The organism is Shewanella sp. KJ2020 (assembly GCF_024197625.1).
In the GTDB taxonomy this organism is placed as follows: domain Bacteria; phylum Pseudomonadota; class Gammaproteobacteria; order Enterobacterales; family Shewanellaceae; genus Shewanella.
The window spans coordinates 195,089-221,828 of record NZ_JAKUKD010000010.1 but is presented as its reverse complement, the minus strand read 5'-3'; the positions used below and the strand labels follow the sequence as shown (position 1 = coordinate 221,828).

The 26,740-nt window shown below is 42.1% G+C and carries 15 protein-coding genes and 3 pseudogenes; 13 read left to right on the top strand and 5 right to left on the bottom strand.

Annotation, left to right across the window (positions count from 1 at the left end):
* Window positions 1–141: 141 nt before the first annotated feature.
* The 3 genes and pseudogenes from MJO46_RS06430 to MJO46_RS06420 all read left to right on the top strand — a co-directional run.
* Window positions 142–1,749: pseudogene (locus MJO46_RS06430) on the top strand (AAA family ATPase); the annotation flags it as partial.
* Between the two features lie 187 nt (window positions 1,750–1,936).
* A complete protein-coding gene (locus MJO46_RS06425) occupies window positions 1,937–3,109 on the top strand; it encodes a hypothetical protein (protein WP_253988602.1) in 1,173 nt (390 codons plus the stop codon).
* Between the two features lie 793 nt (window positions 3,110–3,902).
* Window positions 3,903–5,459, top strand: a pseudogene (locus MJO46_RS06420) (flotillin family protein); the annotation flags it as partial.
* A 101-nt stretch (window positions 5,460–5,560) separates the two neighbouring features.
* On the opposite strand, the gene MJO46_RS06415 reads toward MJO46_RS06420, so the two are convergent.
* Window positions 5,561–7,897: an OmcA/MtrC family decaheme c-type cytochrome gene (locus tag MJO46_RS06415; RefSeq protein ID WP_253988601.1), complete on the bottom strand. Its 2,337-nt coding sequence runs from the start codon at window positions 7,895–7,897 to the stop codon at window positions 5,561–5,563.
* Window positions 7,898–8,251: 354 nt separating this feature from the next.
* On the opposite strand from MJO46_RS06415, the gene MJO46_RS06410 reads away from it, so the two are divergent.
* The 5 genes from MJO46_RS06410 (at window position 8,252) to MJO46_RS06390 (ending at window position 12,720) form a co-directional block, all read left to right on the top strand.
* A complete protein-coding gene (locus MJO46_RS06410) occupies window positions 8,252–8,896 on the top strand; it encodes a 4Fe-4S dicluster domain-containing protein (RefSeq protein ID WP_198782724.1) in 645 nt (214 codons plus the stop codon).
* Between the two features lie 16 nt (window positions 8,897–8,912).
* Entirely contained in the window at window positions 8,913–11,036 is a 2,124-nt protein-coding gene (locus MJO46_RS06405; RefSeq protein WP_253988600.1) for an aldehyde ferredoxin oxidoreductase, read from the top strand.
* Window positions 11,037–11,054: 18 nt separating this feature from the next.
* On the top strand, window positions 11,055–11,576 hold the full coding sequence (locus MJO46_RS06400) for a hypothetical protein (RefSeq protein WP_253988599.1): 522 nt from the start codon (window positions 11,055–11,057) through the stop codon (window positions 11,574–11,576).
* Window positions 11,577–11,794: 218 nt separating this feature from the next.
* Entirely contained in the window at window positions 11,795–12,355 is a 561-nt protein-coding gene (locus MJO46_RS06395; protein ID WP_198782727.1) for a DJ-1/PfpI family protein, read from the top strand.
* Window positions 12,356–12,414: 59 nt separating this feature from the next.
* Window positions 12,415–12,720, top strand: coding sequence for a ribbon-helix-helix domain-containing protein (locus MJO46_RS06390; RefSeq protein ID WP_253988598.1), 306 nt, complete (start codon window positions 12,415–12,417; stop codon window positions 12,718–12,720).
* 7 nt (window positions 12,721–12,727) lie between these two features.
* Here MJO46_RS06390 and MJO46_RS19965 read toward each other — a convergent pair.
* Both MJO46_RS19965 and MJO46_RS06380 read right to left on the bottom strand, forming a co-directional pair.
* Window positions 12,728–12,977: pseudogene (locus MJO46_RS19965) on the bottom strand (ABC transporter substrate-binding protein); the annotation flags it as partial.
* A gap of 118 nt (window positions 12,978–13,095) precedes the next feature.
* Window positions 13,096–13,731 carry a DUF2913 family protein gene (locus tag MJO46_RS06380; RefSeq protein ID WP_253988596.1) on the bottom strand — a complete coding sequence of 212 codons (636 nt, stop codon included), beginning with the start codon at window positions 13,729–13,731 and terminating at the stop codon, window positions 13,096–13,098.
* A gap of 294 nt (window positions 13,732–14,025) precedes the next feature.
* Here MJO46_RS06380 and MJO46_RS06375 point away from each other — a divergent pair, with 294 nt between their 5' ends.
* Genes MJO46_RS06375 through MJO46_RS19960 form a run of 3 tightly spaced genes read left to right on the top strand, consistent with a single transcriptional unit; the run spans window position 14,026 to window position 19,230 of the window.
* Complete coding sequence (locus tag MJO46_RS06375; protein WP_253988595.1) at window positions 14,026–15,246, top strand: EAL and HDOD domain-containing protein; 1,221 nt, start codon at window positions 14,026–14,028, stop codon at window positions 15,244–15,246.
* A gap of 35 nt (window positions 15,247–15,281) precedes the next feature.
* Window positions 15,282–17,984, top strand: coding sequence for a hybrid sensor histidine kinase/response regulator (locus tag MJO46_RS06370; protein ID WP_253988594.1), 2,703 nt, complete (start codon window positions 15,282–15,284; stop codon window positions 17,982–17,984).
* Window positions 17,971–19,230 carry a response regulator gene (locus tag MJO46_RS19960; protein WP_253988593.1) on the top strand — a complete coding sequence of 420 codons (1,260 nt, stop codon included), beginning with the start codon at window positions 17,971–17,973 and terminating at the stop codon, window positions 19,228–19,230. Before MJO46_RS06370 ends, MJO46_RS19960 begins: the two co-directional genes overlap by 14 nt.
* Window positions 19,231–19,355: 125 nt before the next feature.
* Here the strand turns inward: MJO46_RS19960 and MJO46_RS06360 are convergent, their stop codons facing one another.
* Entirely contained in the window at window positions 19,356–20,657 is a 1,302-nt protein-coding gene (locus MJO46_RS06360; RefSeq protein WP_198782734.1) for a DEAD/DEAH box helicase, read from the bottom strand.
* Window positions 20,658–20,933: 276 nt separating this feature from the next.
* Window positions 20,934–22,502: a PAS domain-containing methyl-accepting chemotaxis protein gene (locus MJO46_RS06355; RefSeq protein WP_253988592.1), complete on the bottom strand. Its 1,569-nt coding sequence runs from the start codon at window positions 22,500–22,502 to the stop codon at window positions 20,934–20,936.
* Window positions 22,503–23,046: 544 nt separating this feature from the next.
* On the opposite strand from MJO46_RS06355, the gene MJO46_RS06350 reads away from it, so the two are divergent.
* Window positions 23,047–24,300 carry an HD-GYP domain-containing protein gene (locus MJO46_RS06350; RefSeq protein ID WP_253988591.1) on the top strand — a complete coding sequence of 418 codons (1,254 nt, stop codon included), beginning with the start codon at window positions 23,047–23,049 and terminating at the stop codon, window positions 24,298–24,300.
* 486 nt (window positions 24,301–24,786) lie between these two features.
* The gene (locus MJO46_RS06345; protein ID WP_253988590.1) at window positions 24,787–26,655 is read left to right on the top strand and encodes a methyl-accepting chemotaxis protein; all 1,869 of its coding nucleotides are present in this window, start codon (window positions 24,787–24,789) and stop codon (window positions 26,653–26,655) included.
* Window positions 26,656–26,740: the final 85 nt, after the last annotated feature.

Here is a 26,740-nt window from a genome sequence, read left to right as displayed (position 1 = left end):
AGGGTCTTCGATGAGTTTCAAGTGTTCAAATAAGGACATGGATTAGGCTCAGTAGAATAACATGCCCGATCAGATCATGCAGATACGAAGAAGTTCCCTACTGTTAACAAAGTATGATCCCGCCCTGATCTTACTCTTGACTCGTCAAAACTAAAGAAATTGGAACAACATCAGATTTTACAACAGAGAATTATTGGTAAAAGTGATGTTGATATAGCAGGTGTAATTAATAAGCTCAATAACAGTGACTGGGTTAGACATGGTATGAATTACTTACTTCAATCAGAAGGTGAGTGCCCCTTTTGCCAACAAACACTACTGAGTGGCTTTGAAGATGAGCTAGCCAATTATTTCGATGAAACATTTACTCAAAATATTGAAACTCTACAGGCTATAGTGGCGACATACTCTAGCACATCACAACAATTGATTTCACATCTCGAAAGTCTTGTAGCTAATAGCCATGCAGATATTGACAGCAACTTATTAAAAGCGAAGTTTGACACATTGAAGGCGATAACCAGTGAGAATATGCAGTTGCTTGGTAATAAAATATCAGAGCCTGCTTCTACAGTTACATTAAAAGCTACTCATGAAGTAATCGATGAAATTCAATCGATAGTTGAAAACGCCAACAACTCAATTAATCAGCATAATTTAATTGTATCTAACTTTAAAAGCGAAAAAGAATTGTTAGTCAATCAGGTTTGGAAATTTGTGTTGGAGAAGGAACTGAAAGCAGAACTTCAACAATACACAAAAGATTCCTCAAGTTTGCAAAAAGCTATTCATGGTTTAACTGTCGGTATAAGTACTAAAAAGGCAGGCAAGATAGCTAAGGATGCTGAAATAAAGGCGCTAGAAAAGGACACGACTTCAATTCAGCCAACTATCGATGCGATTAATAGCTTATTAAAGTCATTTGGATTTACTAGTTTTACTATTGGGAAATCTACGAAAGACCGTTGCTACTCTATTGTTAGAGGTGATGGCTCTTGTGCAAAAGAGACATTAAGTGAAGGAGAGAAAACCTTTATATCTTTTTTATACTTTTACCATTTACTTAAAGGTAGCTTCAGCGAAATTGGCATAACAACTGACAGAGTTGTAGTTATCGATGATCCTGTTTCTAGTTTGGATAGCGATATTTTGTTTATCGTAAGCACTTTAATAAAAGGATTAATGTCCGATGCCAGAAATGATTCTAGCTTAATAAAGCAGTTATTCATCTTGACTCATAATACTTATTTCTTTAAGGAGGTTACGTTTAATAAAAGGCGGTCAGGGCAAGAAAAACTGAGTGATGAAACCTTTTGGATAGTGAGGAAAGTTGATGGTACATCTAAAATTGTTGGGCATAATTCAAATCCAATAAAATCATCGTATGAATTACTCTGGCAGGAGATAAAAGCGGCAGAACCTTGTTCGCTAACTATTCAAAATACAATGAGAAAGATATTAGAGAACTATTTTACATTTTTAGGAAATATCAAAAAAGATGACATGATTGAGCTTTTCGAAGGAGAAGAAAGGTTGATTTGCCAGTCACTGTTTTCGTGGGTTAACGATGGCTCTCACCATGCTATTGACGATTTATACGTAACTCAAGACATTGGGGTTATTGATACCTACAGAAAAGTTTTCAAGAAGATTTTCGAAGAGTCTGAGCATGGCGCTCATTATAAGATGATGATGGGGATTAACGGTGAGCCACATGAATCGTCAAAAGATCAAGGAGTGGCTGCATAATGAAATTTGCTAAAGCTTAGTTTCGAGTGTTCTAGAATGGATGACCATTTTTTGTACCTCAAGAGGGACTGTCAACGCGTGGCGTTTCCACTCCCATTGAGCCGCGGTGGTTGCAGTTGTTGTGTTTGAGTTTAGTGGTAATGTGTTGCCAGCCCTTTAGGCGGGCGTTATACCCTTAGGAGGATAAATGAACTTCGATGAATCAAATAATCCGACAGTAGACAGATTGGCTGCTATGTATGATGCGTTAGAAAGCCTAGGAGTGTTGTCGGCAGATCTTGAACGAGAAGCTTCTGTATTGTCAGTGATTAAAAATTTTAATTCACGATTTAAAGATCAAGCATGGGTGCTGAATGATTACTTACCTTTAGCGCATTGCGAAGAAGCGGTATTGTTGGCGGAGGGTGGCAAGCTATCTGAAGCTGAAACAGTGCTGATAAAAGGGGTCAATGATGGTCTTTCACTTTTTATGCAACACCTATCAACGGCTAAAGAATTTAAACAACGTGCAGTAATTCTGAACAACGCAAAAGAACTACAGTTGCAAAAAAACTATGGAGCAGTTGTTCCTCTTTTGTTGATGGCCATTGATGGTATATCTAATGATATTATTAATCTTGGGCTATTCGCCCAAGGTTCAGACATAGGTGTGTGGGACTCTATATGCCAATATGACGATGCTTTCACTTATTTACAAAAGAACTTTCTTACCAAAAGTAGAACTAAAACAAATTTCGATGAGATATTTGTTCCGTTCAGAAACGGGATTTTACATGGTAGGGACGTAAATTATGCAAATGCAAGTGTATCGGCTAAATGCTGGAATATATTGTATGTTTTACGTACTTGGTATCGTGATAAAAAAGATGAATCTTACAAAAGGCGCAAACTTGATGCTGAGTTAAATATTTCGAAAGAAAATGAAAAATTGAAGTTTTACTTAGAGCAGTTTGATAAGCGTGAGAATGATCTGTTAGTTATCGAAAGCTCAGGTGCGTCAAAAGCAGCTAATGTTTTTTTGGAAAGCTGGCAGAAAAAGCAATGGGGGAAAATTGTACCTCTTATGTACCATCTAGTCGGTAAGCATCAAGGGAAATCAGCAAGTGAAGTTAAAGAAACATACGTTAACTTTGAATTGATCGATTATAGGAGTATCGGAGGCCATTGTGACACTCCTAGTAGCGTTGTCTTAGATGTCTATTTGACTATCTCATTCGGAGGGCAAAGAGAGGAGCACTTGGTAAAACTTCGGTTAAACTATTCATCTGACGACCTCCTACCTTTGCCAATAAATCATCCTGATGGCAGTTGGGGGATTGTACAAAACTCATTGTCCTCAATACTGTTTGGACGGGTATAAAAAACAATTTAAGAGTGATTCCCCACGCTTGGCATTTTTGGTTTGGGTCAAGTTTAGTGTTTAAGGTGTTCAAATTGGGTATCGTGGTTGCGTGGTTCACACCTTAATTGGGCGTTAATCCATAGAAATTTTTATCCGAAATTCACCTGATACAGCCGACGTCCAGATACGCTTTTGTCCCGAAGTGAGGTACAACGAGTATGATACTTTAATACTCCGTTGTTGCTCGATTCTAAATGGGTAGAAGCAAGTAGTGTGAATCTTTATTTTTGATCACGTTTAATCACAAACAGTACGATCAGAGTTACTTGGCTGTTTAGTGTGAGACTTAACCTTGGCCATTGCTGCGTCTTAAATTATGACGATAGTGCCACAGCCCACGAAAAACTGGTTCCAGCGTTAAAGAACCACTAATCATATTACCCGTCATATTCGTTTGCATTCGGATGTCAAAAAGCTGCCCAAGTCATAACAAGAGGGCTTCGCTCACTACCCAATAGCGATTAACTAACTAATAAATATAAGATTAAAACTATAAATTAAATCATATTATTTGATTAAAAACACCAAGGTTAGCGCATCAACAGAAAACACCAAGGATAGAAACTTTATTCCTCTCCCACATTAGCGTACGTTTTCGTTCCATTGGGCTTCAGACCCCTTTTTAATCTACAATTGAATGTAAATTATAGAGGTTTTGTAACTTTGAATTAAGCGAAAACTGTAACATTGTAAAATGCTATATTAATCAGTTTCTCACTCATTGTTACATGTAACTTGGTATTTATAATATATGAATACCCTACGCATCGAAGTGGAGAAAACCCAAAAAGACGCCTTGATCACTAAAGATAGGATGCGTGTGGATGTGAAGGCCGACTTCTACTTGCGTGTCGCCCCCAATGCCGACGGCATTTCGATGGCGGCACAAACCCTAGGGACGCGCACTACCCGAGTGGAAGAGTTGAAAAAACTGATGGAATCTAAGTTTGTCGACGTGCTGCGCGCCGTTGCGGCTGAGATGACCATGACAGAAATGCATGAGCAGCGCGCCGACTTTGTGCAGCGGGTGCAGAATAACGTCGCTAACGATCTGGAGAAAAACGGCCTCGAACTCGAGTCGGTTTCATTAACGGGTTTCGATCAAACTGATCTGCAGTTTTTTAATGAAAACAACGCATTCGACGCCGAAGGTCGTGCTCGTCTAGCGAAAATCATCGAAGAAAAACGCAAAGAAACCAACGATATTCAGCAGGAAAACCGCATTAAGATTGAGCAGCGTAACTTAGAGGCTGAAAAGGAATCCTTAGAGATTGAAAAGTCGGAAGAAGAAGCGCGGCTGATCCAGCAACAGTCTTTGGAATTTAAACGCGCCGATCAAAAAGCGGAAATCATTAAGCAGAAAGAAAATAAGGCCCGCGAAGAACGCGAAGCCGAAATTGCTAAAGAGCGTGCTATCGAAACCGCTGAAATCGAAAAGACCAAGGATATCGAAACCCGCGAAATCGAAAAGTATAAGTCGATTGAGCAATCGCGCATTCAACAGCAAAGGGATATCGAAGTTTCTGAGCAGGAAAAACGCATTGCGGTTGCGGCCAAATCTGAAGAAGAGTCGGCCGCCCGTGCCCGTGCCGCCGAAGCGGAAAAGCTGAAAGTAGAGAAAGAAGAAGCGGTTATCACAGCGCGCCAAGTGGCTGAAGCGAACCGTCGCAAAGAGATTGAAGTGATCGACGCCCGTAAAGAAGCTGAACGTGATGCGGTAGGCGTAACAGTACAGGCCGAAGCCGAGAAACGTGCCGCCGAAGACAGATCGAGTGCGATCCTGATTGAAGCGCGCGCCAGTGCCGATGCGAAAAAACTGCAGGCCGAAGCGGATGAGAAGGTCTATGCCGTTGAAGCTGCGGGTAAACAAGCACTTTACGAAGCCGAAAACGTCTTGAGTGATGAGCAGATTGCCCTGCAAAAATCCCTCGCGATCTTAAAAGCACTGCCTGAAATCGTGGCACAAGCCGTTAAACCATTGGAAAACATCGAAGGCATTAAAATCCTTCAAGGTTATGGTTCGGGCAATCAATTAGCTGCGGGTGGCGAAGCTGCTCACCATCAAGGTGGCATCGCAGAGCAAGTGACTAGTGCGGCATTAAACTACCGCGCCAATGCGCCAGTTGTTGATGCCATGCTCAGGGAGTTAGGGTTAGTGAATGGCGACTCTGGCACCTTGAATGATCTATTGAATGGCAATAACACCTTAACCGCCCAGGCGTTAAGTGGCGTGAAGTCGCCTCATGCTGAGATTAAAGAATATAGCCAAGTGCAGGTGGTCGAGAGTCAAAGCGTGCCTAAGCAGTAAGGTCGACTTAGCTAACTTTACGAGATTAAATCCGCTTGATTAAATAAACCGCTCGCATTATTGCGAGCGGTTTTATTTTTGGGCGAATAAAATCTAACGGCTTATTTGTGGACCTTATCGACACCCGATGAGCGGCCTTCGGCATGGCAGGTGGCGCAGGATTCTTGCCCCGATTGGTAAATTCGACCACCGCTGGCATCACTTTGATAAACCCCGCCAAAGCTGCGTGCATGGACGACTAAACTATCGATCAACGTGTGACAAGCCGCGCAGGTTGCTAAGGTTGGCGAATACTCGGCAATTTGCCCTAGTTTGGCTGCATCGGGCGTTGCAACTAATAGGGATTGCTGTGCACTCAGTCCCGCAAGATCCAGCTGTCCAGTGCTATGGCAAACACTGCAATTGTTTTTTGCATTTGGGTAGGTGAGTTCGGGGCGTGGGTTGCCAAAACCGACTACAGTACGGGTTCCCGCATGCAGTGAATGCACCATTTCCCTGTAGCTCAAAGTATTGTTGATGGTGCGATAGGGCTTGATTTGGTCGGCCCCTGGTGTGTGCATTACACCCGCATTGAGATACATAATCGCATCATTACTGTGGCAACTTTGACATTGCCCATCGGTCAGTGCGGTTGCCGTTTGCGGAGCATGACAGGTGCCACAGCTGCTATTGGGCTCAAAAATCCCATTCATTTGATGCGCCGATTGGACTCTATCCTCTAATCCTTGATCATGACATTGGCGACAGGCCTGTTCATCGACTTTAGCTTTTGCCGTAACCGCTTGACCTTGCAGGGTTAGCGAGTTAATGGCGCTGAGACTCACCTCTTGATTGGCGCTATTACAGTTAACCGCAAAGCCGGTATTTTTATCGGCACAGAGCACCAGTTTACTGTAGAGCTTTGATTGACTCAGGTCACCAAAATCGGCAGTCGTCAGGTTAGATATGGTAACGGTTAGCTGATTGGGCGCGGTAATTTTTAAGGCGACGTCGCTCGTGTTTGCCACTAAATCCCACACTTTACGCTGGCCATTATTGATTGGCATGTTCGCACTATTTGTTTCCCCCGCGGCAATCAACCAGAAGGATTTAATCATAGGTTGACTGGCGGGCAGTTGCTCCATTTGCTGCACTTGCAATGTCACCGCAAGGGTTTGAGTGTCAACACTTAGCTGCGAACTCAGCAACTCAACTTGGTAATCGCTCACCAGCTTAGTGGTTGTTTTCGCTGCGGCATTGTGGAAAAGCCCGACACCTTCAGGATTAGTGCTATCGGGGTGGCAGCCGCTACAACCCAGTGCCCAGGCATTGGCAAAAATTTCCCTGTTGTGGAATAAACCCGCTACAGTGCCATTCCAATCGGCAGGAGTTTGCGCTTGGTGACAGTCAAGGCAAGCGGTTTTGCTGGGGATATTGCTATTGCCACTTTGCGCCGCTGCGCCGGGAATATGACATTGCTGACATTGGGTCATATCACCGGGATAGGTCACCTTGGCGTAGTCATACAACTGCCCCTTGTAACCGACAATTTGATATTTGGCTTGGTGGATCTGGTGTGTCAATGTCGCCATATCAAGGCTATTGCCCGTTTCAGGATCGCCAGAGTAAGTCGTGTGGCAGACAACACAGCCCTCAAAGGCAAAACGTTTACTGCCGTGCATCAAAAGGCGAGTATCGGTATTGGCTAAGTCTGGGTTATGACATCGAAAACAGGCTTGTTCCGGAGCGATCACTTTACGGCCCATATCGGCTGCAACGGTTTGCCCCGTGGCGGGCACAAAATCGTACACGCTGTTGATCAACTGAGTGTCGATCGGGCTATTTGCGAACGGTTTTAACTCTAGGTAAATCCTGTGGGTGAGCTCTGGCGAGTACTGGGTGTCTATCCCCGTAAATTGCGGGTAACCCGTGAGTGGTTTACTCAAAGTGTAACGGTATTGGCCCGCGCCTAATGAGGTTAGACAAGCCGTTTTACAGCTGCTTTCAATGCCTGCTTGCCACTGAGTCTGTGCATTCGCTTGGGCATTTGCGGCCGGTTCGACTTGATTATTGATGTAACTGGTCCACTGCAGTGCAGGATCTGTCGTGCTTTTAGCCTCGGTACTTATGGCTGTTTGGGCTTGATAATGAGCCTGTGGTGGAGCCAATTTAGCAATACCGACACCTAAGGTATCGAGATCCTGCAGGCTTTCTAGCCCAGTGACCGCAATCCCATTGGCATTGCTGAGGAAAAAATCGATCTGCACATGGGTTTGCGCATCGATAACCACATTTTCTATTGTTGCTTTAAGTGTATCGGCCTGTTCTATGCTGATACTCACAACCCCAGGTTGGCCTGCTTTCCCATCGTCACCATCGGAGCAGGCTGTCATCAAACAGACTGCAATAGCCATTGGCGTAAATATTTTCCATTGAGAACGGGTATTCGTTTTCATCATTTTCCATTCCTTTTAATTAGATTCTGTCGGGACTCTAATCGGAATGTATGCGGTATAGATATTAACTTAGTTATGAGCCGAATTGCACTTAATTAACCCATTTTAAAAGTTGTTTGTTAATTATATTGAGATAATTTGATGTAGGGCATTATTTGAATTTGCGAGATGTTTAATTGTTAATTCTGAAAACTATTATTTTGGCTTAAGTCATGTAACTTGAACTAATACTGTCCCAATATGGGTAATTGTGACGCAGGTTAAAAATCAAAGACGTAATTACTTTAGCATAAATTGTCGGGAATCAAAGTGTATGCATATTTTAATTATATTGCTTTGACTAATAAAGGATCAAATATGATTACCAGAAGAGGAATGCTTAAAGGCGGTATGGGCGTTGCTGTCGGTACGGTTTATAGCGGAACATTGATAAGTTTTCTGACCGGTTGTGGCAGTGACAGTAATAGCCAAGAAATCGTAGAAGTCATGCCTGGTGGACTCATGGTGGTAAACCCTACGGTTTGTGTAAGTTGCAGACGCTGCGAAATTGCCTGTGGTTGGAACCATGAAGGGGACAGTAGCCCTACATTGGCCCGCGTCAAAGTTGAAAAAAATATGAACTATGGTCCACATGGTGTGCAATTTGACTATGAAATACAACGAGGTGAGTGCGGCGATAAAACCGTTGTTCCTTCAACTTGTCGCCACTGTGAAGTTTGTACTGAAGTTTGTCCACAGCAGGCTATTTCAACGAATGCACAAACTGGCGCCAAAGTGATTGATGAAGCACGTTGTGTCGGATGTGGTTATTGTGCAGATAAGTGTCCTCAGCAGGTCATTAAAGTTGATCGCAGTAAAATGAAAGCCGTTAAATGTGATTTATGTAATGGTAATCCTGCTTGCGCGCAGGTTTGTCCTACGGGTGCAATTAAATTTTATAACTGGGAAGAGGCTGAAGCTGCATTAGAACAATATGAAAAATACACTGGCTTAGTTTCTTAAATTCAGGAGAAGTAATATGAGTGATAAAATAGGCGGTTGGGCGGGTAAAGTTCTCAGAGTTAATTTAACAACTAATCATATATGGTATGAGCCAATCAATAAATATTATGATTATATCGGTGGTATGGGTATTGGTTATAAAATATTGTGGGATGACCATAAAGATAATATCACTGCCACCGACCCAGATAATATTATTGTCTTTTCCGCTGGGCCATTAACGGGGTCGGGCGTTATTTGTACGGGACGAACAACTATTACTTCCCGTAGTCCCGTCATTGAAAAACATCTGATTGCCGATGGTCATTTTGGTGGGCATTTTTCACCGGCGATGAAATTTGCCGGTTTCGATGCGATTGCGATAGAAGGCAAAGCGAGTAGCCCTGTGTGGCTGAAAATTGTCGATGATAAGGTTACGATTGAACCCGCCGATGCCCTATGGGGTAAAGGCATATTTGACACCCACGCCATGATAGCGCAAATGATGGGACCCAACGCACAGGTCGCTGCGATTGGCCAAGCGGGTGAAAACCAAGTGCCACTGTCAGTGATTATGACCCAGGGCGGGCACTCAGCCGGTGGTCATGGCTCGGTAATGGGATCAAAAAATTGTAAAGGGATCGGCATTATCGGCACTGGCGCCGTTAAAATCGCCGCCAATAATGAAAAGATGCGTGCCTTAGATGACCATATTTTAGGGATTATCGGTGCCAACAATAATGGTGTCGTACCTTCAACGCCGCAATCTTGGGCTGAGTACTCAGCACCCATCAGCCGTTGGAAATCTCGGCCTGGTTTGAAGTGGGGCGCCGCCGATCAAGAAATCGATTTAGGCGAAGTGCCATGGAATGAGCGCAATCGTATTGGGTTTCGAACTTCAATGGCAGAAAGCTACATAGGTGTGGAATACGCCAATAAGTGGATGAAGCGTACGGGGGGCTGTCATTCATGCCCAATACGTTGCTTCTGCGAGCTTAAAGTCCCTGAATTGAAAAGCAAATATGGTCGTAAAACCGAACATATATCTAACGTCTGTATGGGATTCCTCGTACCGCAGTATTTAATGGGCACCAAAAATGGTACCGAAGCACACGCAATGGTGGGGGCTTTAGGGGCCCATATTCTCGATGACTATGGTATTTGGTGTAACTATGGCTCCATTTCTCATCTATTTAAATTCCTAAAAACAAAGGATATGTTTAAGCATTTATTACCCGAAGATGAATTTAACAGTATTCCTTGGGCGCTTTGGGATAATCAAGATCCCGCTTTCTTACTGGATTTTTATCGTCGAGTGGCGTTTAAAGAAGGTGAAATCTCCCATATGGCTGACGGCTTATATGATTTGATCAAGCGCTGGGGTTTAGATGGAACCAATCCTGCATTAGGTTATTGGGATATTCACAAAGAAAGTGCCACTAAGGTATTCAACAAGAAAACCAATGCTGCCGTTCACCATGCCAGTGAAACCGCGGGGCAGGTTGGTACCTTAATTAACGTCGTCTTTAACCGTGATGCCCAGTGCCATTCCCACATCAACATAGTTAACAGTGGTTTGCCACACGATATGACAGTCGCGATTGCCGAGAAAAAATGGGGTGAAGGGGCATTCGATAAGGTGAATTGGTATACCCCAATCAATGCGGCTAAGATCCGTTTTGCAAAATGGTCGCTGGTGAAAAACGTATTACATGACTCTCTGACACTATGTAACTGGATGTTCCCACTGCTGGCATCTCCGGATAAAAATCGTAACTATGAAGGCGATAGCACCATTGAATCGCAGATGTTCAGCTTAGTGACTGGGATTGAAACCAGTGAGACTGAGTTAGATTTCAAGGCGGAAAGAGTGCTGCATTTACACCGCGCCTTAACCGTATTGCAAATGAATGAAAGCAATATGCGTGAAGAGCATGATGTGCTTAGTGACTGGGTTTATGATTTGAATCCAGATAAAAACTTTGGTGATGAGGGCACCATTAAGATGGACCGCGCTGATATGCAAACCGCGCTGGACATGTTCTATGAAGCCTTTGGTTGGGATATTCAAACCGGTGCGCCAACTAGGGCCACGCTCGACAAGTTTGGCTTAGGATTTGTTGCCGATAGATTGGCGGCGCGAGGCCTGTTACCCAGTTGAACACTATAGTTGGACACTATGATTGAACTTGTCGGTTATATCAGAGTATTTAGCCAACACGGACGCTTAGTCACGGCGGAGCAAATCGCCGCCGTGGCAGGGCTTAAGTGGGAGAATAAGCAAACGGTTGGTCGTTATATTCGCCTGATCCTCAATGGAAATTATGCGGATATTCAGATGCGTCTATCGGGTAAAGAACATTACTTTTATTCCGAGAAATTTATCGTCGAACGTTATGCTGAGCAGTGGTTAGCCCTTAATCGAGGGGAAGATCTAGAGGCTATTGCCGCTCAGATCCGCCGCAACAGTTGTCGACATACTGCCGTATTTGAGGAAAGTATACTGACCTTCGCCCCCTACCATTATGATGAACTCAAGCTGGCTAAAACTCGAGATCTGTTGCCACAGCAGCCTGGAACCGAAGATATTTTTTACGCCGTGGATAATCAGGGCCGAGGGTATTATTACTCTACTCAAGGGTTGAGTCACAGTTATGCCGCAGTGCTGGCGAATTACGATCCCTATGAGTGGTCATACTGATATTCATTGCTGAGTCACTCTGAGTGATTAAGCGGTTCATTGGGCTATGTTGGCCTTTATACCCCCCAGATTAAGCGCCTACGGGCGCTTTTTTATGGAATAAATTTGTAGTATTTGGTTGTTACCTTTGTCGCGGCAAGGGGAGTAAAGTGGTGAAGTTATTTAGAGAGTGGTTGCAAACTTTCATTCAGATACTGTCCTAATAAAAGGAGTTTACCATGGCAAAAATTTTGATCATCGCCGGTGATTTTGTTGAAGATTATGAGTTAATGGTGCCGTTTCAGGCGCTGCAAATGGTGGGTCACCAAGTTACCGTCGTTTGCCCCGATAAAGTGGCCGGACAAACCATTAAAACCGCAATCCATGATTTTGAAGGCGACCAAACCTACAGCGAAAAGCCTGGGCATCTCTTTGCTTTAAATGGTGATTTTGCAAAGGTGAGTGCCAATGATTTCGATGCTTTGCTACTCCCTGGGGGCCGAGCACCTGAGTATTTACGTTTAAATCCGTTAGTGCTGAATTTAGTGAGGGCGTTTTCGGAGCAAGATAAGCCGATGGCGGCCATTTGCCACGGTGCACAGTTGCTGACGGCGGCGGATGTCGTTGGCGGTAAAAAGGTTTCAGCTTACCCTGCATGTGCTCCCGAGGTGAGGCAAGCGGGTGCTGAATATTGCGATATTGCCGTAACCCAAGCGATTACCGATGGCAAGCTTGTCACCGCCCCCGCTTGGCCAGCACATCCTGCTTGGCTTGCACAATTTAATCAGTTGCTTGGCTAGCTTATCAGTTTGATTTTGTGGCATAACAGTTCGGGTAGCCATCTAAGGGGAGCAAGAAAGTGTGTGAAATCTATTCCGGCGCCGAACCCGAACTGTTCGAACTAAAAACTCGTTCGATTCGTATCGATGGCGTCGTGACCAGTGTGCGTCTCGAGGCGGTTTTTTGGCAAATCATAGAAGATATCGCCGACGAAGCGGACCTCAGTGTTGCGGCATTTTTAACGCGAATATATCAGGAAGTGTTAACTCGCGACGGCAGAGTGACCAATTTTGCCTCTCTGCTGCGTGTCGCCTGTACAACCTATCTAAATGAAGGCAAACGTTTAGTGTTAAACCCTAAAGTCACCTTACAGCCAAGGAAATGAGCTAGGTTTAACTGGCTAACCTTTGGGTGTACTTTTTGATGATTTCGTCAATTTTACCATTGGCCTTCAGTGTGACTATGGCTTGATTGATGGTAGGAAGCAAATCGGTATGTTCTTTCCTTAGCCTAAACACTAAGTCACCATCAGAATGCACTGCCGCCAGTGCGACAGGGCAAATCGAACTAAGTGTTTATACTGCAAACATCGCTTAACCGTATTGCTTTTATCCTTGTTATCAGTGCTTTAGCCAAGGCCTGTCCGATGGCCATTCTACCTAAACTGTGTGAATAAATTGTTTATTGGCTCACAACCGGTCACATCAGCCATAGTTAAACAGTTTTCAACTTTACACCATTACTCTTTACGCTATGACGCCTAAGCCAATAGCTGGCACAGGGCTGGCTGCTGATTATCAGGATAAATTCTATAGGCTTTATGGTGTTTAATTAGGCTCGCTTTCTTATTGCCTTGGCTCAGCAGTAGACCGTGGGATAGGGCGATGCGTGTGAGTTGTTGCTCATCGGCCCGCACATATAAATTAATTGGCTTAATAAGTTGCCCATCTTTGATATGTTGCGCCAACTCCTTTGCATCAATCACTAGGCTAGATTGACCATCGCCGTCGAGCTTGAGCTTAGTGTTGATTTCTGTGTCAGTAAAGACTAACCAATCGGCTTTTTTTAAAGTGTCTAGCATGGCATTTAATGCCGTACCTAAAGCGGCTTCTGATTTTTCAACCGTTTGATATTGAAATACAATTCTCTCTAATAAACGCTTGAGTTCAGCACCAGCACCTTGGCTGCGGGCTAAACGTATCCATGCTGTGAGGTCATCGGCAACCAGTTTAGAAAAGCGTTTTTCCTTTAGGGATTCAACCATCCAATTACACAGAAAATGGCTTTCCTGCGCAGGGGTGCGTTGTGCTTTTTTGGTTTGTGCCGATGCAGTTAAATCGGCAAGGCCTGCGAGTGCGAGTTCGAGCACAGCTTGGTTATAGGTTTGAGAATTCATTATGACTCCGCCGCGGGTTGAAGTGATGTTATCTAATTGAACATTGACGATTTTGATTGCGGCGGGATTAGTTTAACAAAGCGGCCATTAAATCGATAATGATTCTTGCGAATTGACTAGCCCAGTGCTGGTGGCCGTTGAGTGGCGGGTGACTTTATTCTTAAGGTTGACATCTTCATATCGGTTCTAAAAAGTACGGTTGAAAGAAGGGGGCTCTAGGGCTAGACTGAAAATATTAAAGGATTGATCCACTTTAAATATTAAGTTAAGTGGTAATAATGGAAGGGGTGAACTATGCGCTTTTATATGGCAAGACAACCTATATTGAATAGAAAAAAACATATAGTTGCCTATGAGTTACTCTTTAGAGATAGTCGAGAAAACCGTTTCCCGCAGGGAATTGCTGATAAAGTCGCTACCGCAAAACTACTCATAAATAGTTATTTGAATATGGATTTAGAAGAGTTAACTGAGGGTAAGCCCGCGTTAGTTAACTTTCCCGCTCATTTCTTGAGTGAGTATTTAGTGTATATGTTGCCATACAAAAATATTGTTGTTGAAATATTGGAAACAGTCAGTCCAAGTGAAGATAACTTTAGTGTTATTAAAGAACTACATAAAATTGGGTATTATCTGGCTTTAGACGATTTTGTATATTCGCCCCTATGGGAGCGTTTTTTACCTTTTTTTAAACTGGTGAAAATCGACATAGTTGCAACACCGCTTAATAGTATTTCCCATTTAATTCCAATGTTTAGACGATATAATTTAAAGTTGTTGGCAGAAAAGGTTGAAACATTAGAAGAGTTTGCATTGGCTAAATCTCTAGGGTTTGATTATTTTCAGGGGTATTTTTTCTGTAAGCCAGAAATAATGGAAGGAAATGATATTGGCTCTAGTCAATATCATTTAATGTCAATTTATAATGAGGTGATTAAACCTGAGTTTAGTTTTTATAAGCTGGAAAGGTATTTTTCACAGGATTTAGATCTTACATACAAACTACTAAAATTTGTCAATTCAAGCGAGTTTAAGCATGAAAAAGAGTTTTCCTCAATTAAACAAACAATGATTTTTTTAGGTGAAAATAAACTGCGTAAATTTGTTAGTCTGATTGTATTGGCAGAACTCAATCCAAATAAACCAATAGCACTAATACATAACACTATGATAAGGGCAAAGTTATGTGAAGAATTAGTTTCTTTAATGGGTTATCCCTCCCTAATGGAATCAGCTTTCCTAACCGGGCTACTCTCTACTTTGGATGCTATTTTAGACAAACCGATGGAGAGTGCATTAGAACAACTTCCTCTAGATCAACAAATAAAATGTGCGTTACTTAAAAATGAAGGTTGCTTAGCGCATTGCTTACAACTCGCATTAGCATATATCGAGGGAGATTGGATTTCGGTCGATTATTTCACGGACACTTATAACATTGATGCTGATAGGCTGATATCAAGATGTGACAGAGCATACAATTGGTTAAGGCAGTATCGAAGCTCTGTTCAATAATGATAAACGTAAGCTAACCATAAGGATATTGGTATATGAGTAGTGTGGATTTGAACTTGTTTAATTCATGTGCATTTATGCTATCACCTAAGGGCGAGTGGTTAGGTGAGAATCATGCATTTTCAATAGATAGGTTTTTTTCAAGTTCAAAAGAAGTACTGATCGAACACTTTAACACCTTGAAATTTAACTCATTGCCAGATGATGAACTAATAGTAGATACCCATCGTATAAGATTTAAAATACTAGAGATTAAAACTAAAGATATTATTGTGTTTTGTAGTGTTATAAATGATTTTAAATTAACTTATAAAACTGAGTTTAAGCAATTTAACCGCTTTGAAATCACTAAACGTGACAGCGAACATCGCCGTTCCGTTTGTTTTGATGCATTTATCATTATAAATAAATATGATTGCATTGAGTTTGTGAGTGAAAATATTGTGGCTATATTTCCCTATATTGATACTCGTTTTTATATAGGTAAGCCATTATTATCATTAGTCGGTGATGTTGTGAATCGCGAGTTTAGTACTATTAATAAAGAACACTTTAAAGTACTTAAATGGTTTGGGTTTAAAATTGAGAAAAATAAACGAATTAAGTTCACATTCAAAGCTGCATCTGGAGTATTTCTCGAATATAGAGATGTTTTTCTTGCCGACGGGAGTCGATTTGGCTTATTAATAGATAAATCCGCTAGCGCTAAACATGAAGAAGCGCTGATGTTGGAATACTCATCACTCGTTCAACTTAATAACAATCAGAGTGACTTTATTGCAACACTTGGCCATGAGATTCGGACACCATTAAATGCGATATTAGGTTTAATTGAGCTCGGTTTAGGTAGTGTGAGGGGACAAGAAAGAGCACTGCTATCTATAGCATTTAGCACTTCTAAACAAGTGTTATCTCTTATAAATCATATGTTGAACTTTAAAGGAGGAAGTAGAGATAGGCTGAATAATACCAATAAAGCCGTAGATATAAGGGTGTTGGCAGAGTCTATTGTTGATGCCTTCAGTGTTCAAACTGATAAAAAAGGGATTGTGTTAGATTTTTATATGCCATTAAGTTTTAGTGGTAAAGTAATTTGTGATGAAGTAAAAATAAGTCAAGTTATTTATAATTTAATTTCTAACGCCATTAAATTTACAGATAAAACAAATGCTTTTATCTTGCTATCTATTGATGTGTTGGATAAAACATTTTATAGTGTTAAATTAAAATTTTCAGTTATCGATAATGGTATTGGTTTAACCGAGGGTGAAAAGTTACGAGTGTTTGGTAAATATGAACAAGTCATTTCAACTGCTTTCAGTCAACATAATGGTGTCGGTTTAGGTTTATATATAAGTAAAAATATATGTAATTCGATGGGCGCAGATCTTCAGGTGGTTAGTAAACCGGGTGAAGGTAGCACTTTCTATTTTGAAATAGAATTTATGTTAGATGATAAAGATACTAGTGAAATGGAAAGTCATACATATGGCTCAGTGGGAAATGGTTTAGCTAAGGCTTACACTAATAGTCCTGAATTTTATAAATCTGTAAATTTATACTCAAAAGAGATTAATTTTACTTTGTTATACTTGCCAAGTGATGAAATTGTTGATGTTGCTATTGGTGATGGAGTTTTATTCGTTGACTTAAATCAAGGAGATATCATTTCTATGGAGGAGTTTTTAAGTCATATCTCCCTCCGTAGTGAATGTATTATTGAGTTGAGAAAGGTGTCATTGACTAAATCATATTTAGACTGTGAAATCATGTTGTATCCGCCGCTAAAGATACAACAGGTTATCGATTTTGTTAATGCTAAAAATAAGTTGAATTGTATCGGTGACGGTAATATTGCTGAATTTGATTATAATGATATCAGTGTTTTAGTTATTGATGATTGCCAAGAGAACTTATTTGTTATTGAAAAGCAGTTGCTATCCTTTGGCGTTAAAGCGACTTGTGTGCAAGATCCGATACAAGCCATTGAACTTTTTAAGGTGAATAAATTCAATGTCGTGATTTCAGATGTAGTGATGCCAACGATATATGGTGTCGACTTAGTGAGTGTTATTCGTGAGGTTGAAAATTACAGGGCGTTGACACCGGCGATCATTATTATGCTGACAGCAGAACATGGTGATGACTGTAAAGATGAATGTTTGCAGGCGGGTGCTAACAGAGTACTGGTAAAACCGTTAGCCTTAAGTGAATTGGTGGACCTTTTGGATGATGTTAAGGCAACTTTTACCCATCATAAAAGCAATCACTTTGTTATAGCAGATAGCGATAATATGATTGAAGAGCATGATTTTGTTTGCTTTGATGAGCAGGATGCAGAACTGTTTGAAGTGACACTGCCGTCAACGTCTAAGGTGCAGTTGGTCAATTTATCAGAGATATATAATTTTGTTGGGGAAGATGTTAGCGATGAGGAGTTAGATACATTTTTAGAACAATACTATAGTAACTTACTCCTAAAGCGTGAAGCGTTAAAATTAGCCATAATGGAGAATGATTGTCTGAAGATTAGTGCTATTAGCCATACACTAAAAAGTAATTCTCTTTTTGTTGGTGCTAAAAAACTCAATTTATCTTGTCAAGAGTTAGAAACTATTTCACGAGGTAATTCAGTTGATTACAATACATTGTTAGACTGTTGGCAGGAAGTGGATGATGATTTGTTCACTTTAACGGAGTTTTTTATGGAAAGGAGTCACCAGAGTGGACAGAGTTAATTTTGAACATATCGTTCTCTATACAAATGATCAAGAAAATGACCGATTGTTAATCGGTGTGCTAATACGTCATTTCTCTCGGATCCATGTTATTAAGTCTAATGCTGAGCTGATTGAACAGATAAAACAGCCAACACCTAAAGTTATTTTAGTTGCGGCCGAAACTTTGCAAGAAACTTTGCTCATTTATTATGAGGCCATTGAGGCGCTACAAGCGGTTGAAATATGTGAGCACGCGGTTGTTTCTCTCATTCCAAAACATCAAGAGAAAGAGGCGTATGAGGCTTATCGCAGTGGAATAATTAATGACTACTTAATTGCTAGGCCCATGTATGAAATACATAGGGCAGTTATTATATGTACACATTTATTGAGAGAGATAGGGTTAAAGGGTAAATATAGAAAAGCTGAAGAGTTTGTCAATGTGCAAGAAAATTACTCTGAGCATATAAAAGAGATCGTTCTAAGAGGCGCTCAGCGTAAGAAAGATTTGGAACATGACTTTGAGTTGAGTTTAGATGAAATTGACAAGTCTTTAGATAAGGCCGAATCCCACCTAGCAAATAAAAAAGTTGCTGAATTAGATGTAGCATCATTAAAAAAAATATTATCTTTTATTCGTTCTAACGAGATTCGACCAGCACTGTTGAAATTGCAGAGTAAGGCATTGCACTTGCTCGAGCTTGTAGTGACAGACGTATCAAATGTTGCATCAGTTGCAGAAGCTCCTTTACCTGAAGATCAGGAGGTCACCGTCATTCATCAGAATGGTTCTTCAGCATCTGACACTAAATACACCTACAATAGATTATATTCTGAGTCAAAAGGTGTTACCCCATCGCAGGCTGCAATTGAAATTCCTATAGTCCCAAAAATGTTAATTGTTGAGGATGATCATATTAGTTTGAATCTGACTATTATGCTGCTTAGAACCTATGCGATAGAACTTGATACTTCTCTATCGGGACGTATGGCATTAGATTTATTGTCGAAGAAAAAATACGATGTTATTTTAATGGATATAAACCTTCCCGATACTAATGGGTTTTATATTATAAACCATGTAAATAAAACTAATGGAATAAACTCAATTACGCCTATTGTTATGTTGACGGGGAATAAAAATAAGTCATCTGTTCAGCAGGCCATCACAGCCGGTGCTAAAGGTTACATTATTAAGCCATTGCATAGGGAATCGATAGTAAAGCTTTTTAGGAAATACGATATTCCATTGCATTTACGTTGAAATAAGATTTGGCATAATGAATGTCATCTTAACGGCAGTTGAATAAAAAAGCGTCCATTTTAGGACGCTTTTATGTGTATTTTAGTTTGGTTCAATCATGCAGCTATTTAAGCTTCATTTGCAAATCACTTTAGTTTTTTAGCTTTGCTTGGCGCTTGGCCGACTTTGACCTTGACGCGGCGGCCCTGCATGCTTTTTTCAGCTATAACCTGTGCACCAACATTGTCGGTTCTTTGTTGCTTTTTGGCAAAGCTACGGCGGGTTTGCAGTTGTTTTAGGAGTAGCTCGCGGCTGCCAACTTCATAACCAGGCACAGTGACGCGGCGGATCTGTTGGCCGATCAATTTTTCGATATCTGCCAGCGTGCGTTCTTCTTCGCGGCTAACGAATGAAATGGCGACCCCGGTTTTACCCGCGCGGCCAGTGCGACCGATACGGTGGACATAGTCCTCGGCGAGGAAAGGTAAGTCGTAGTTGACGACATATTCGAGGCTTGGAATATCCAGACCACGGGCGGCAACTTCGGTCGCGACTAATACGCGAACTTTACCTGCCACAAATTCACGCAGGGCACGGCGGCGACTGCCTTGGCCTTTTTCACCGTGGACGACTTCAGATGGGATCCCATCTAAGTTTAATTCTTTGACTAAGGTATCGGCGGCTTCACGGGTTGCGGTAAATACCAATACCTGTTGCCAGTTTTTCTTGCCGATAAGCTCAGATAACAGTTCGCGTTTACGGCGTTGTTCAACCGGATAAACCACTTGGCTAACGGTATCTGCGGTGGTGTTTTGTTTATCGACGCTGATCACCTGCGGTTTGACCATCATGTCGTTGGCGAGTTTCTTCACGGCGCTCGAGAAAGTGGCCGAGAAAAGCAAGTTTTGACGCTTCTTATTCACCGCTTGGAGGATCTTTTGAATATCGGCGCTAAAGCCCATGTCGAGCATTCGATCGGCTTCATCTAGCACTAAAAAGTCGACGTTCGACAGGCTTAAATTACAGGCGGTAAGGTGCTCGAGTAAACGACCAGGTGTGGCGACAATCACATCGGCGCCGCGTTTGAGCTTTTGCGCTTGAGTCTCGATTTTTACGCCGCCGTAAATCGTTAATACACTGAAGTTTAAGTATTTACAGTAGGCCGTGACGTTGTCAGCCACTTGAGCCGCAAGCTCGCGAGTCGGGGTTAGGATCAATACGCGGGCATTCGACTTTAGGGTTTCGCTTGGGTTTTCAACCATCTTTTGCAGGATAGGAAGCGCGAAGGCCGCAGTTTTACCTGTGCCTGTTTGTGCGCTGGCCAGCACATCTTGGCCGCGGCGAATAGCGGGTATCGCTTGCTGCTGAATAGGCGTCATTTTTTGATAACCGCAATCTGAGATAGCGCGCAAAATCTCGGGGGAAAAACTAAAAGATTCAAATCTCATTTTGGATTCCTATCATTCACTTATTCAAACATTCAAGCGCCAAGTTTGACTCTGCCACACAGGGCGCGACATCACACTGGGTTTGCTCATTCTTCCACACAGATTTATAAGAAAAATGGCGGGCGCGGAGTATAGCAAAATTTTCGGTTAAAACCTGTACTTTTTAACCTAGGCTGCGCTTTATACCGACTTGGCGGCCCCAATACCTCAATCGAGTAAGGTATTGGGGCATAAGCGACCTTTCGCTAGAAGCGACGTTTTGAATATGTTTATGCCCTAACCAAAGGCGCGGCGTAACCCCTGCGCCTTTTGAGCATTGTGTTTTAGATGGTTAGCTGCATCACCAATTTGATGGGTTGCAGCGAGGTTTTCACTGCTAGTTTGAGTGATAGAGTGAATATTATTGGTGATTTCATTGACCACTTGGCGCTGCTGATCGGCGGCAACGGCATTTTGCTGGGCAAAGGTATGGATCTCACTGACCTCTTGGTAGATGGTATTGACGTTATTGGCGGATGCTTGAATATCATTAGCGCAGAGTTCGGCGTGTTGGCGGCTCTGCTCCATTTCCTTGGCCCAGGCATTTAACATGCTAAACATCTTATCGACACTCTGGGAAATGCTATTGGTTGACAGTTGGGTGCGGCTCGATAGGGCGCGCACCTCATCGGCAACCACCGCAAATCCTCTGCCTTGTTCACCTGCGCGGGCGGCTTCGATGGCGGCATTGAGGGCGAGCAGATTCGTTTGTTCGGCGATAGAATCAATTTCCCCCATAGCGTTGGCAACCTGTTCCGCCTCGCGATTTAATTGATGGGCATTGTTAGCCGCATCGGCAACAGATTTCGCTAATAATTCAATCTGTTGAGTGTTAGCCTTCATATTGGCGCTACTTTTAAGGCAGAGGTCGTAAGCGGTGTTGATGCTGGTCGATGTTAGGTGGGTATTTTGTGCGACCTCGGCGATAGTGGCACTCATTTCTTCCATCGCACTGGCGAGTTGCTCTAGTTGGTTTTTCTCTTGATCTAGGCTCACATAGGTTTGCTCTGTGGTGACGACTAGTTGGTCGGCGATAGCATGTAGATGATTGGCTTGGTCTTGGGTTCGACCGAGTACACCATTCATTTTTGCCTGTAGCATGATCAGTTGGAAATCAAGGATAGATGAGGTATCGGCACCGGAATATATATAACGGCTGATAGAGTCGTATTTTTGCTGCATTTGCAACAGCTGAGCCGGAATGCGAAAGGCCTCATCGTAGAAAATGGCCAAGTTGAGGCTCATTAAAATGGCCCCTGCGATGATCACGCCCCAGCCCCAAAAATAACCCGCGATCAGTAATCCCGTTGTGGCAACAATGGCTGAGACAAAACGCTTTTGCATCAAACTTAAGGGTTTTGGTATGGATTTATCCTGCTTAAGCCTTTGATAGATATCGGTCGCTTTAGTCACATAGGCCGCTTTGGGCTGAATGCGTACCGATTGATATCCTACGATAGTGCCGTTTTCGAACAGTGGGGATACGAAGGCATCGACCCAATAAAAATCGCCGTTTTTACAGCGATTTTTGACGACGCCACGCCAGGATTGACCGGATTTAAGCTTTTCCCACATTTCTTTAAAAGCGGCACTGGGCATATCGGGGTGGCGCACTATATTGTGGGGAGAACCTAGCAACTCTTGGGCGCTATAGCCTGAAATGCTAACAAAGCGGTCATTTACATAGGTGATGATGCCGCGACTATCTGTGGTGGAAATCAGTTCGTCTTGTGCGGTTAAGCGGATTTCTTGTTCAGTTCGTCCCATAGGGGAGGGGCGATTATCGATGACGTTACTCTGGCTCATTGTGCAGTCTGTCCATTCAGGGTCGATATTATGATTCTGGGTAAAATCGAATGTGCTAAATATGCGCCATCTCTCATAGGAGGTAGCTTGTTATGTGATAATGGTATCATTTTAGTGTGGGTATAGGAGAGGGCTTTTTTACCTTAGCCCTGTGATTATCAATCGTTCGTTGTATTTATAACTTACTGCCGAATATGAGATTTTTGATTTTTTATGGCAATTTAACTCCCGCGTTTATCCTGTTTATTGGCTAATTCCAGTATTTTATATAGGGTTAATTGGATCTGGGTTTAATTAATGTGGGAGTCTGCTGTTGTTGGTAGGGGTTGATAGCTTAAATACCTATAAAGGGATAAGGCTCGGGTCGTTGTGGGGGATGATGAGCGTCTATGGGGTTGATCTGCCAGTTTAGACTTGTTCGACTATGCTTTAATGGGTTTGAGTTCTTGTATGCAGCCTAACCTGTTATTCATCTATATTGATGGGGTATGCATTCTTTAACCCACTGGGTTACCACGGAATACCATTGCAAAAGGACCTTCCCATGGCGATAGCTCTGCGAAGTGATGTAACCAGCTCAAATAATGCCGTATGCCTACCACATTGGCGGCGATTGATTTTTAAACATTTATTTGGGTTTCTCGCCATTCTGTGCGTGCCCGTCTATATCACCAGCGTGTATCTCTGCGCGATTGCCCAGTTATGGGGCATGGTGATATTTGATACTTTGGCGTATCTATGTTTACTGGCTTTACTCCTGTTCCCTCATTTTTCCGATAAGACTCGTTTTGGTATCGGTTGTTTGCTCGGCTATGCCATAGGGGTTGGTTTTTTGATCACTATAGGCCCCTCTGGCGCTGGATTTTTCTGGTTATTTATCTTCCCGCCATTAGTGAGTATTTTTTTGGGGCGTAGAGCCAGTTTTTATGCGCAGTTTTTAAATGCATTCAGTTTGATATTGATTGGCATCGCTTACCATTTTCAATGGTTGAACTGGCCAATCACCCAAGACTATAGCGTAGGAATTTGGGCAGTAGTGGCGGTCAACTTTTTAGTCACTAATGCGATGCTGACCTTAACTATGGGCTATCTATTAGAAAAACTCAGTGTGGCCTTAGACTCCACTTTAGCCTCTAGGCAAGCAACCGTATTGGGTTTAGCCAAGTTGGCCGAATATCGAGATAACGAGACTGGCGCGCATTTATTACGGATGCGGCAGTATTCTAAAATGCTAGCCGCCCAGCGTATGTTGGCCGAAAATCCCCCCGCAGAATTGAACGAAGATTTTATTCAAGACATTAGTTTGTCGGCCATTTTGCACGATATAGGTAAGGTCGGTATAGCCGATGCCATTTTGCTTAAGCCGGGTAAATTAACCCCCGAAGAGTTTGAGCAGATCAAAGCCCATCCTGTAATTGGGGGGCAAGTGTTACGCAGTTTGTTGGAATATGCGCCCCAATGTACTTTTATTCAAATGGGACGGGATATTGCCTCCGGTCATCATGAAAAATGGGATGGTAGTGGCTATCCATATGGTTTAAAAGGGGAAGATATCCCGCTGTCGGCCAGAATTGTCGCCCTTGTCGATGTTTATGATGCGCTCACTTCGCCCCGTTGCTATAAGCGTCCCTTCAGCCACCAAGAGGCGATTGATTTGATCCTTGAGGGAAAAGGCAAGCATTTCGATCCCGTTTTAGTCGAGTGTTTTATGGCGATTCACGGGGAGTTTGAAGCACTATCTAAGGCATCTTTAGATAACGAGGTTCGGCTCGCTATGATGCAACCTAAGGTGGTGTAGGTAGTAGGTGTCTGTGGTGGAAATGAATTCGTCTTGAGGTATAAGGTGGGTTTATTGTGCATTGTTATTGTGAATGTTACTGATTTTACTGCAGTAAAGTTGTCTAGTTAATCATATGAACATATTTGGGCCGTTTTGGCTCGCTGCATTCTTTCTGTTTTCTCTGACAGCTTTTCGCTGATTAGCCAGATTTGTAGCCATTCTCACTGTTGTCATGCCAACAAAGTATATCGTTTAAAAAAAAGAGTTGGGTACTGGTTTTTATAAGAAATGATGACTATACCTATAAAACTATGTTCGAAATGGTAGAGGCATAAATAAATATGAGTTAACTATTAGTAATGTGAGTCTAGTAATGTGAGTCGATTGTTCAATTAACTTGAATAAATATCATCAAGTTGGTTTTTTAACTCGACGCCTTATGTTTTTATAAGTGGTTTTATTAAGGTTGATGTTTTTAAAAGGCAATTTTTAAGGGTGAACAAAATGAAGTTTAGTCACAAAATTGTTGCTGCCTCCTCTGTATTGCTTCTATTAACTGTAACCTTGTTAACGATGAAACAATATTATCTAATTAAAAAAGAAATGCAGTCACAGCTCGAAAACAGCGTTTCCGAAATTGTTGAAGGTGTTAGGAATACTGTTTCATCCGAAATTGAAGCCCGTAAAAATATTGCTGCTTATACTACAAGTTTAATAGAGCAGAACCTCACGCCAGAGCATATTACTTCAGTCATTACTCGTCCTGTTATAAAAGACTCTTTTATACTTGTGGGTTTTGGTTATGAAAAAGATGGTACTAATATCAATAATAACCCTAGCTGGGATCCTGGTCCAGGATGGAACCCAAGAGTTCGACCTTGGTATATAGATGCAAAAAATTCCGATAAGCTAATTATCACGGCTCCCTATGCCGACTCAGCGTCAGGCGAAATTCTCGTTTCGATTGCTACACCTGTAAAGGATAATGGTGAGTTTATTGGTGCTATTTTCTATGATGTTAGTCTTGTTGGTTTGGCTGAGCTCGTTAATGAAGTTAAGTTATTTAATGCTGGGTATTTATTTATCATTTCAGGCGATGGGACCACTATTGCGCATCCAGAGTCGAAACGGAATGGTATGCCCATGAATGATTATTTACCAAATGTGAAAGTAATGGAGCAATCACAGCAAATCACCCTAGATGGCAAGAGTTATACACTGAATTTTTCTCGAGTTTCAGGAGAGGATTGGTATGTAGGTGTGATTTTAGATGAAGAAATTGCCTACGCGGCAGTCACTAATTTACGTAATAGTTCTATTTTATATTCTGTCATAGCCTTAGTGATTAGTATCACTGTGCTGCTTTTCTTGATGACGACCTTGCTTCGTCCATTGGAGGCCTTAAATAATGCTATTCAAGATGTTGCTTCAGGTGAAGGAGACTTAACTAAACGTTTAAATACGCAAACAGATGCTGAATTTTCGTCCTTAGCGATTGGATTTAATACCTTTACAAGTAACTTGCAGCAACTGATTATTGAGTCTAAGTCAATTGGACAGCTCATTCATAAAAGTTCTGAGATGACATCCTTAGAGTTACAGCAATCTACCGATGCGATGAACGCACAATTGCATGAGCTAGAGCAACTTGCTACAGCCATGCATGAAATGGCAACAACATCTTCTGATGTGGCTCGTAATGCTCAAGGAGCTTCTTCTGCAGCAAAAGAGGCTGATGAGGCGACTAGTGTTGGAACCAAAGTGGTGAGTGAGACAACCAATGCTATTAATACCCTTTCATCGAGAATCGATATGGCTGTTGCTGAAGTCAACTCATTAGGAGCTGCCACTGACAACATTGCCACTATATTAAAAGTGATCAATGACATTGCAGACCAAACGAATCTATTAGCCTTGAACGCAGCTATTGAGGCGGCTAGAGCAGGTGATTCAGGTCGTGGTTTTGCAGTCGTTGCAGATGAAGTTCGAACGCTTGCCCAAAGAACTCAACAATCTACAACTCAAATTCGCTCCATGATAGAGCAGCTTCAAGCTGGGGCACGTGCCGTTGCAGATGTTATGAGTCAAAGTAAAGAAAATGCAAAAGATGCGGTGGTACGTGCCCAAGATGCTAATACCGCACTGGAAAAAATCCGTGAAGCCATATTGCAGATTAGTGATATGAATTTACAGATAGCCTCTGCGGCTGAGGAGCAAAGTTTAGTTGCCGAAGAGATTAATAATAATACGATAAGAATTAAAGATTTATCTGTACAGGTATCGAATGTAGCCATTAATGCGAATACCGCTATGCATACTCAAACTAAGTACATTAAAGATCAAGATGAAATTCTTAATAAGTTTACTGTGTAATTTCTAATTGTTATATAAATTTGAAAGGTGGTGTGATAAATAATTTCGAATGATTCCTACTTAATTAAATTAGGTTTTATATAAT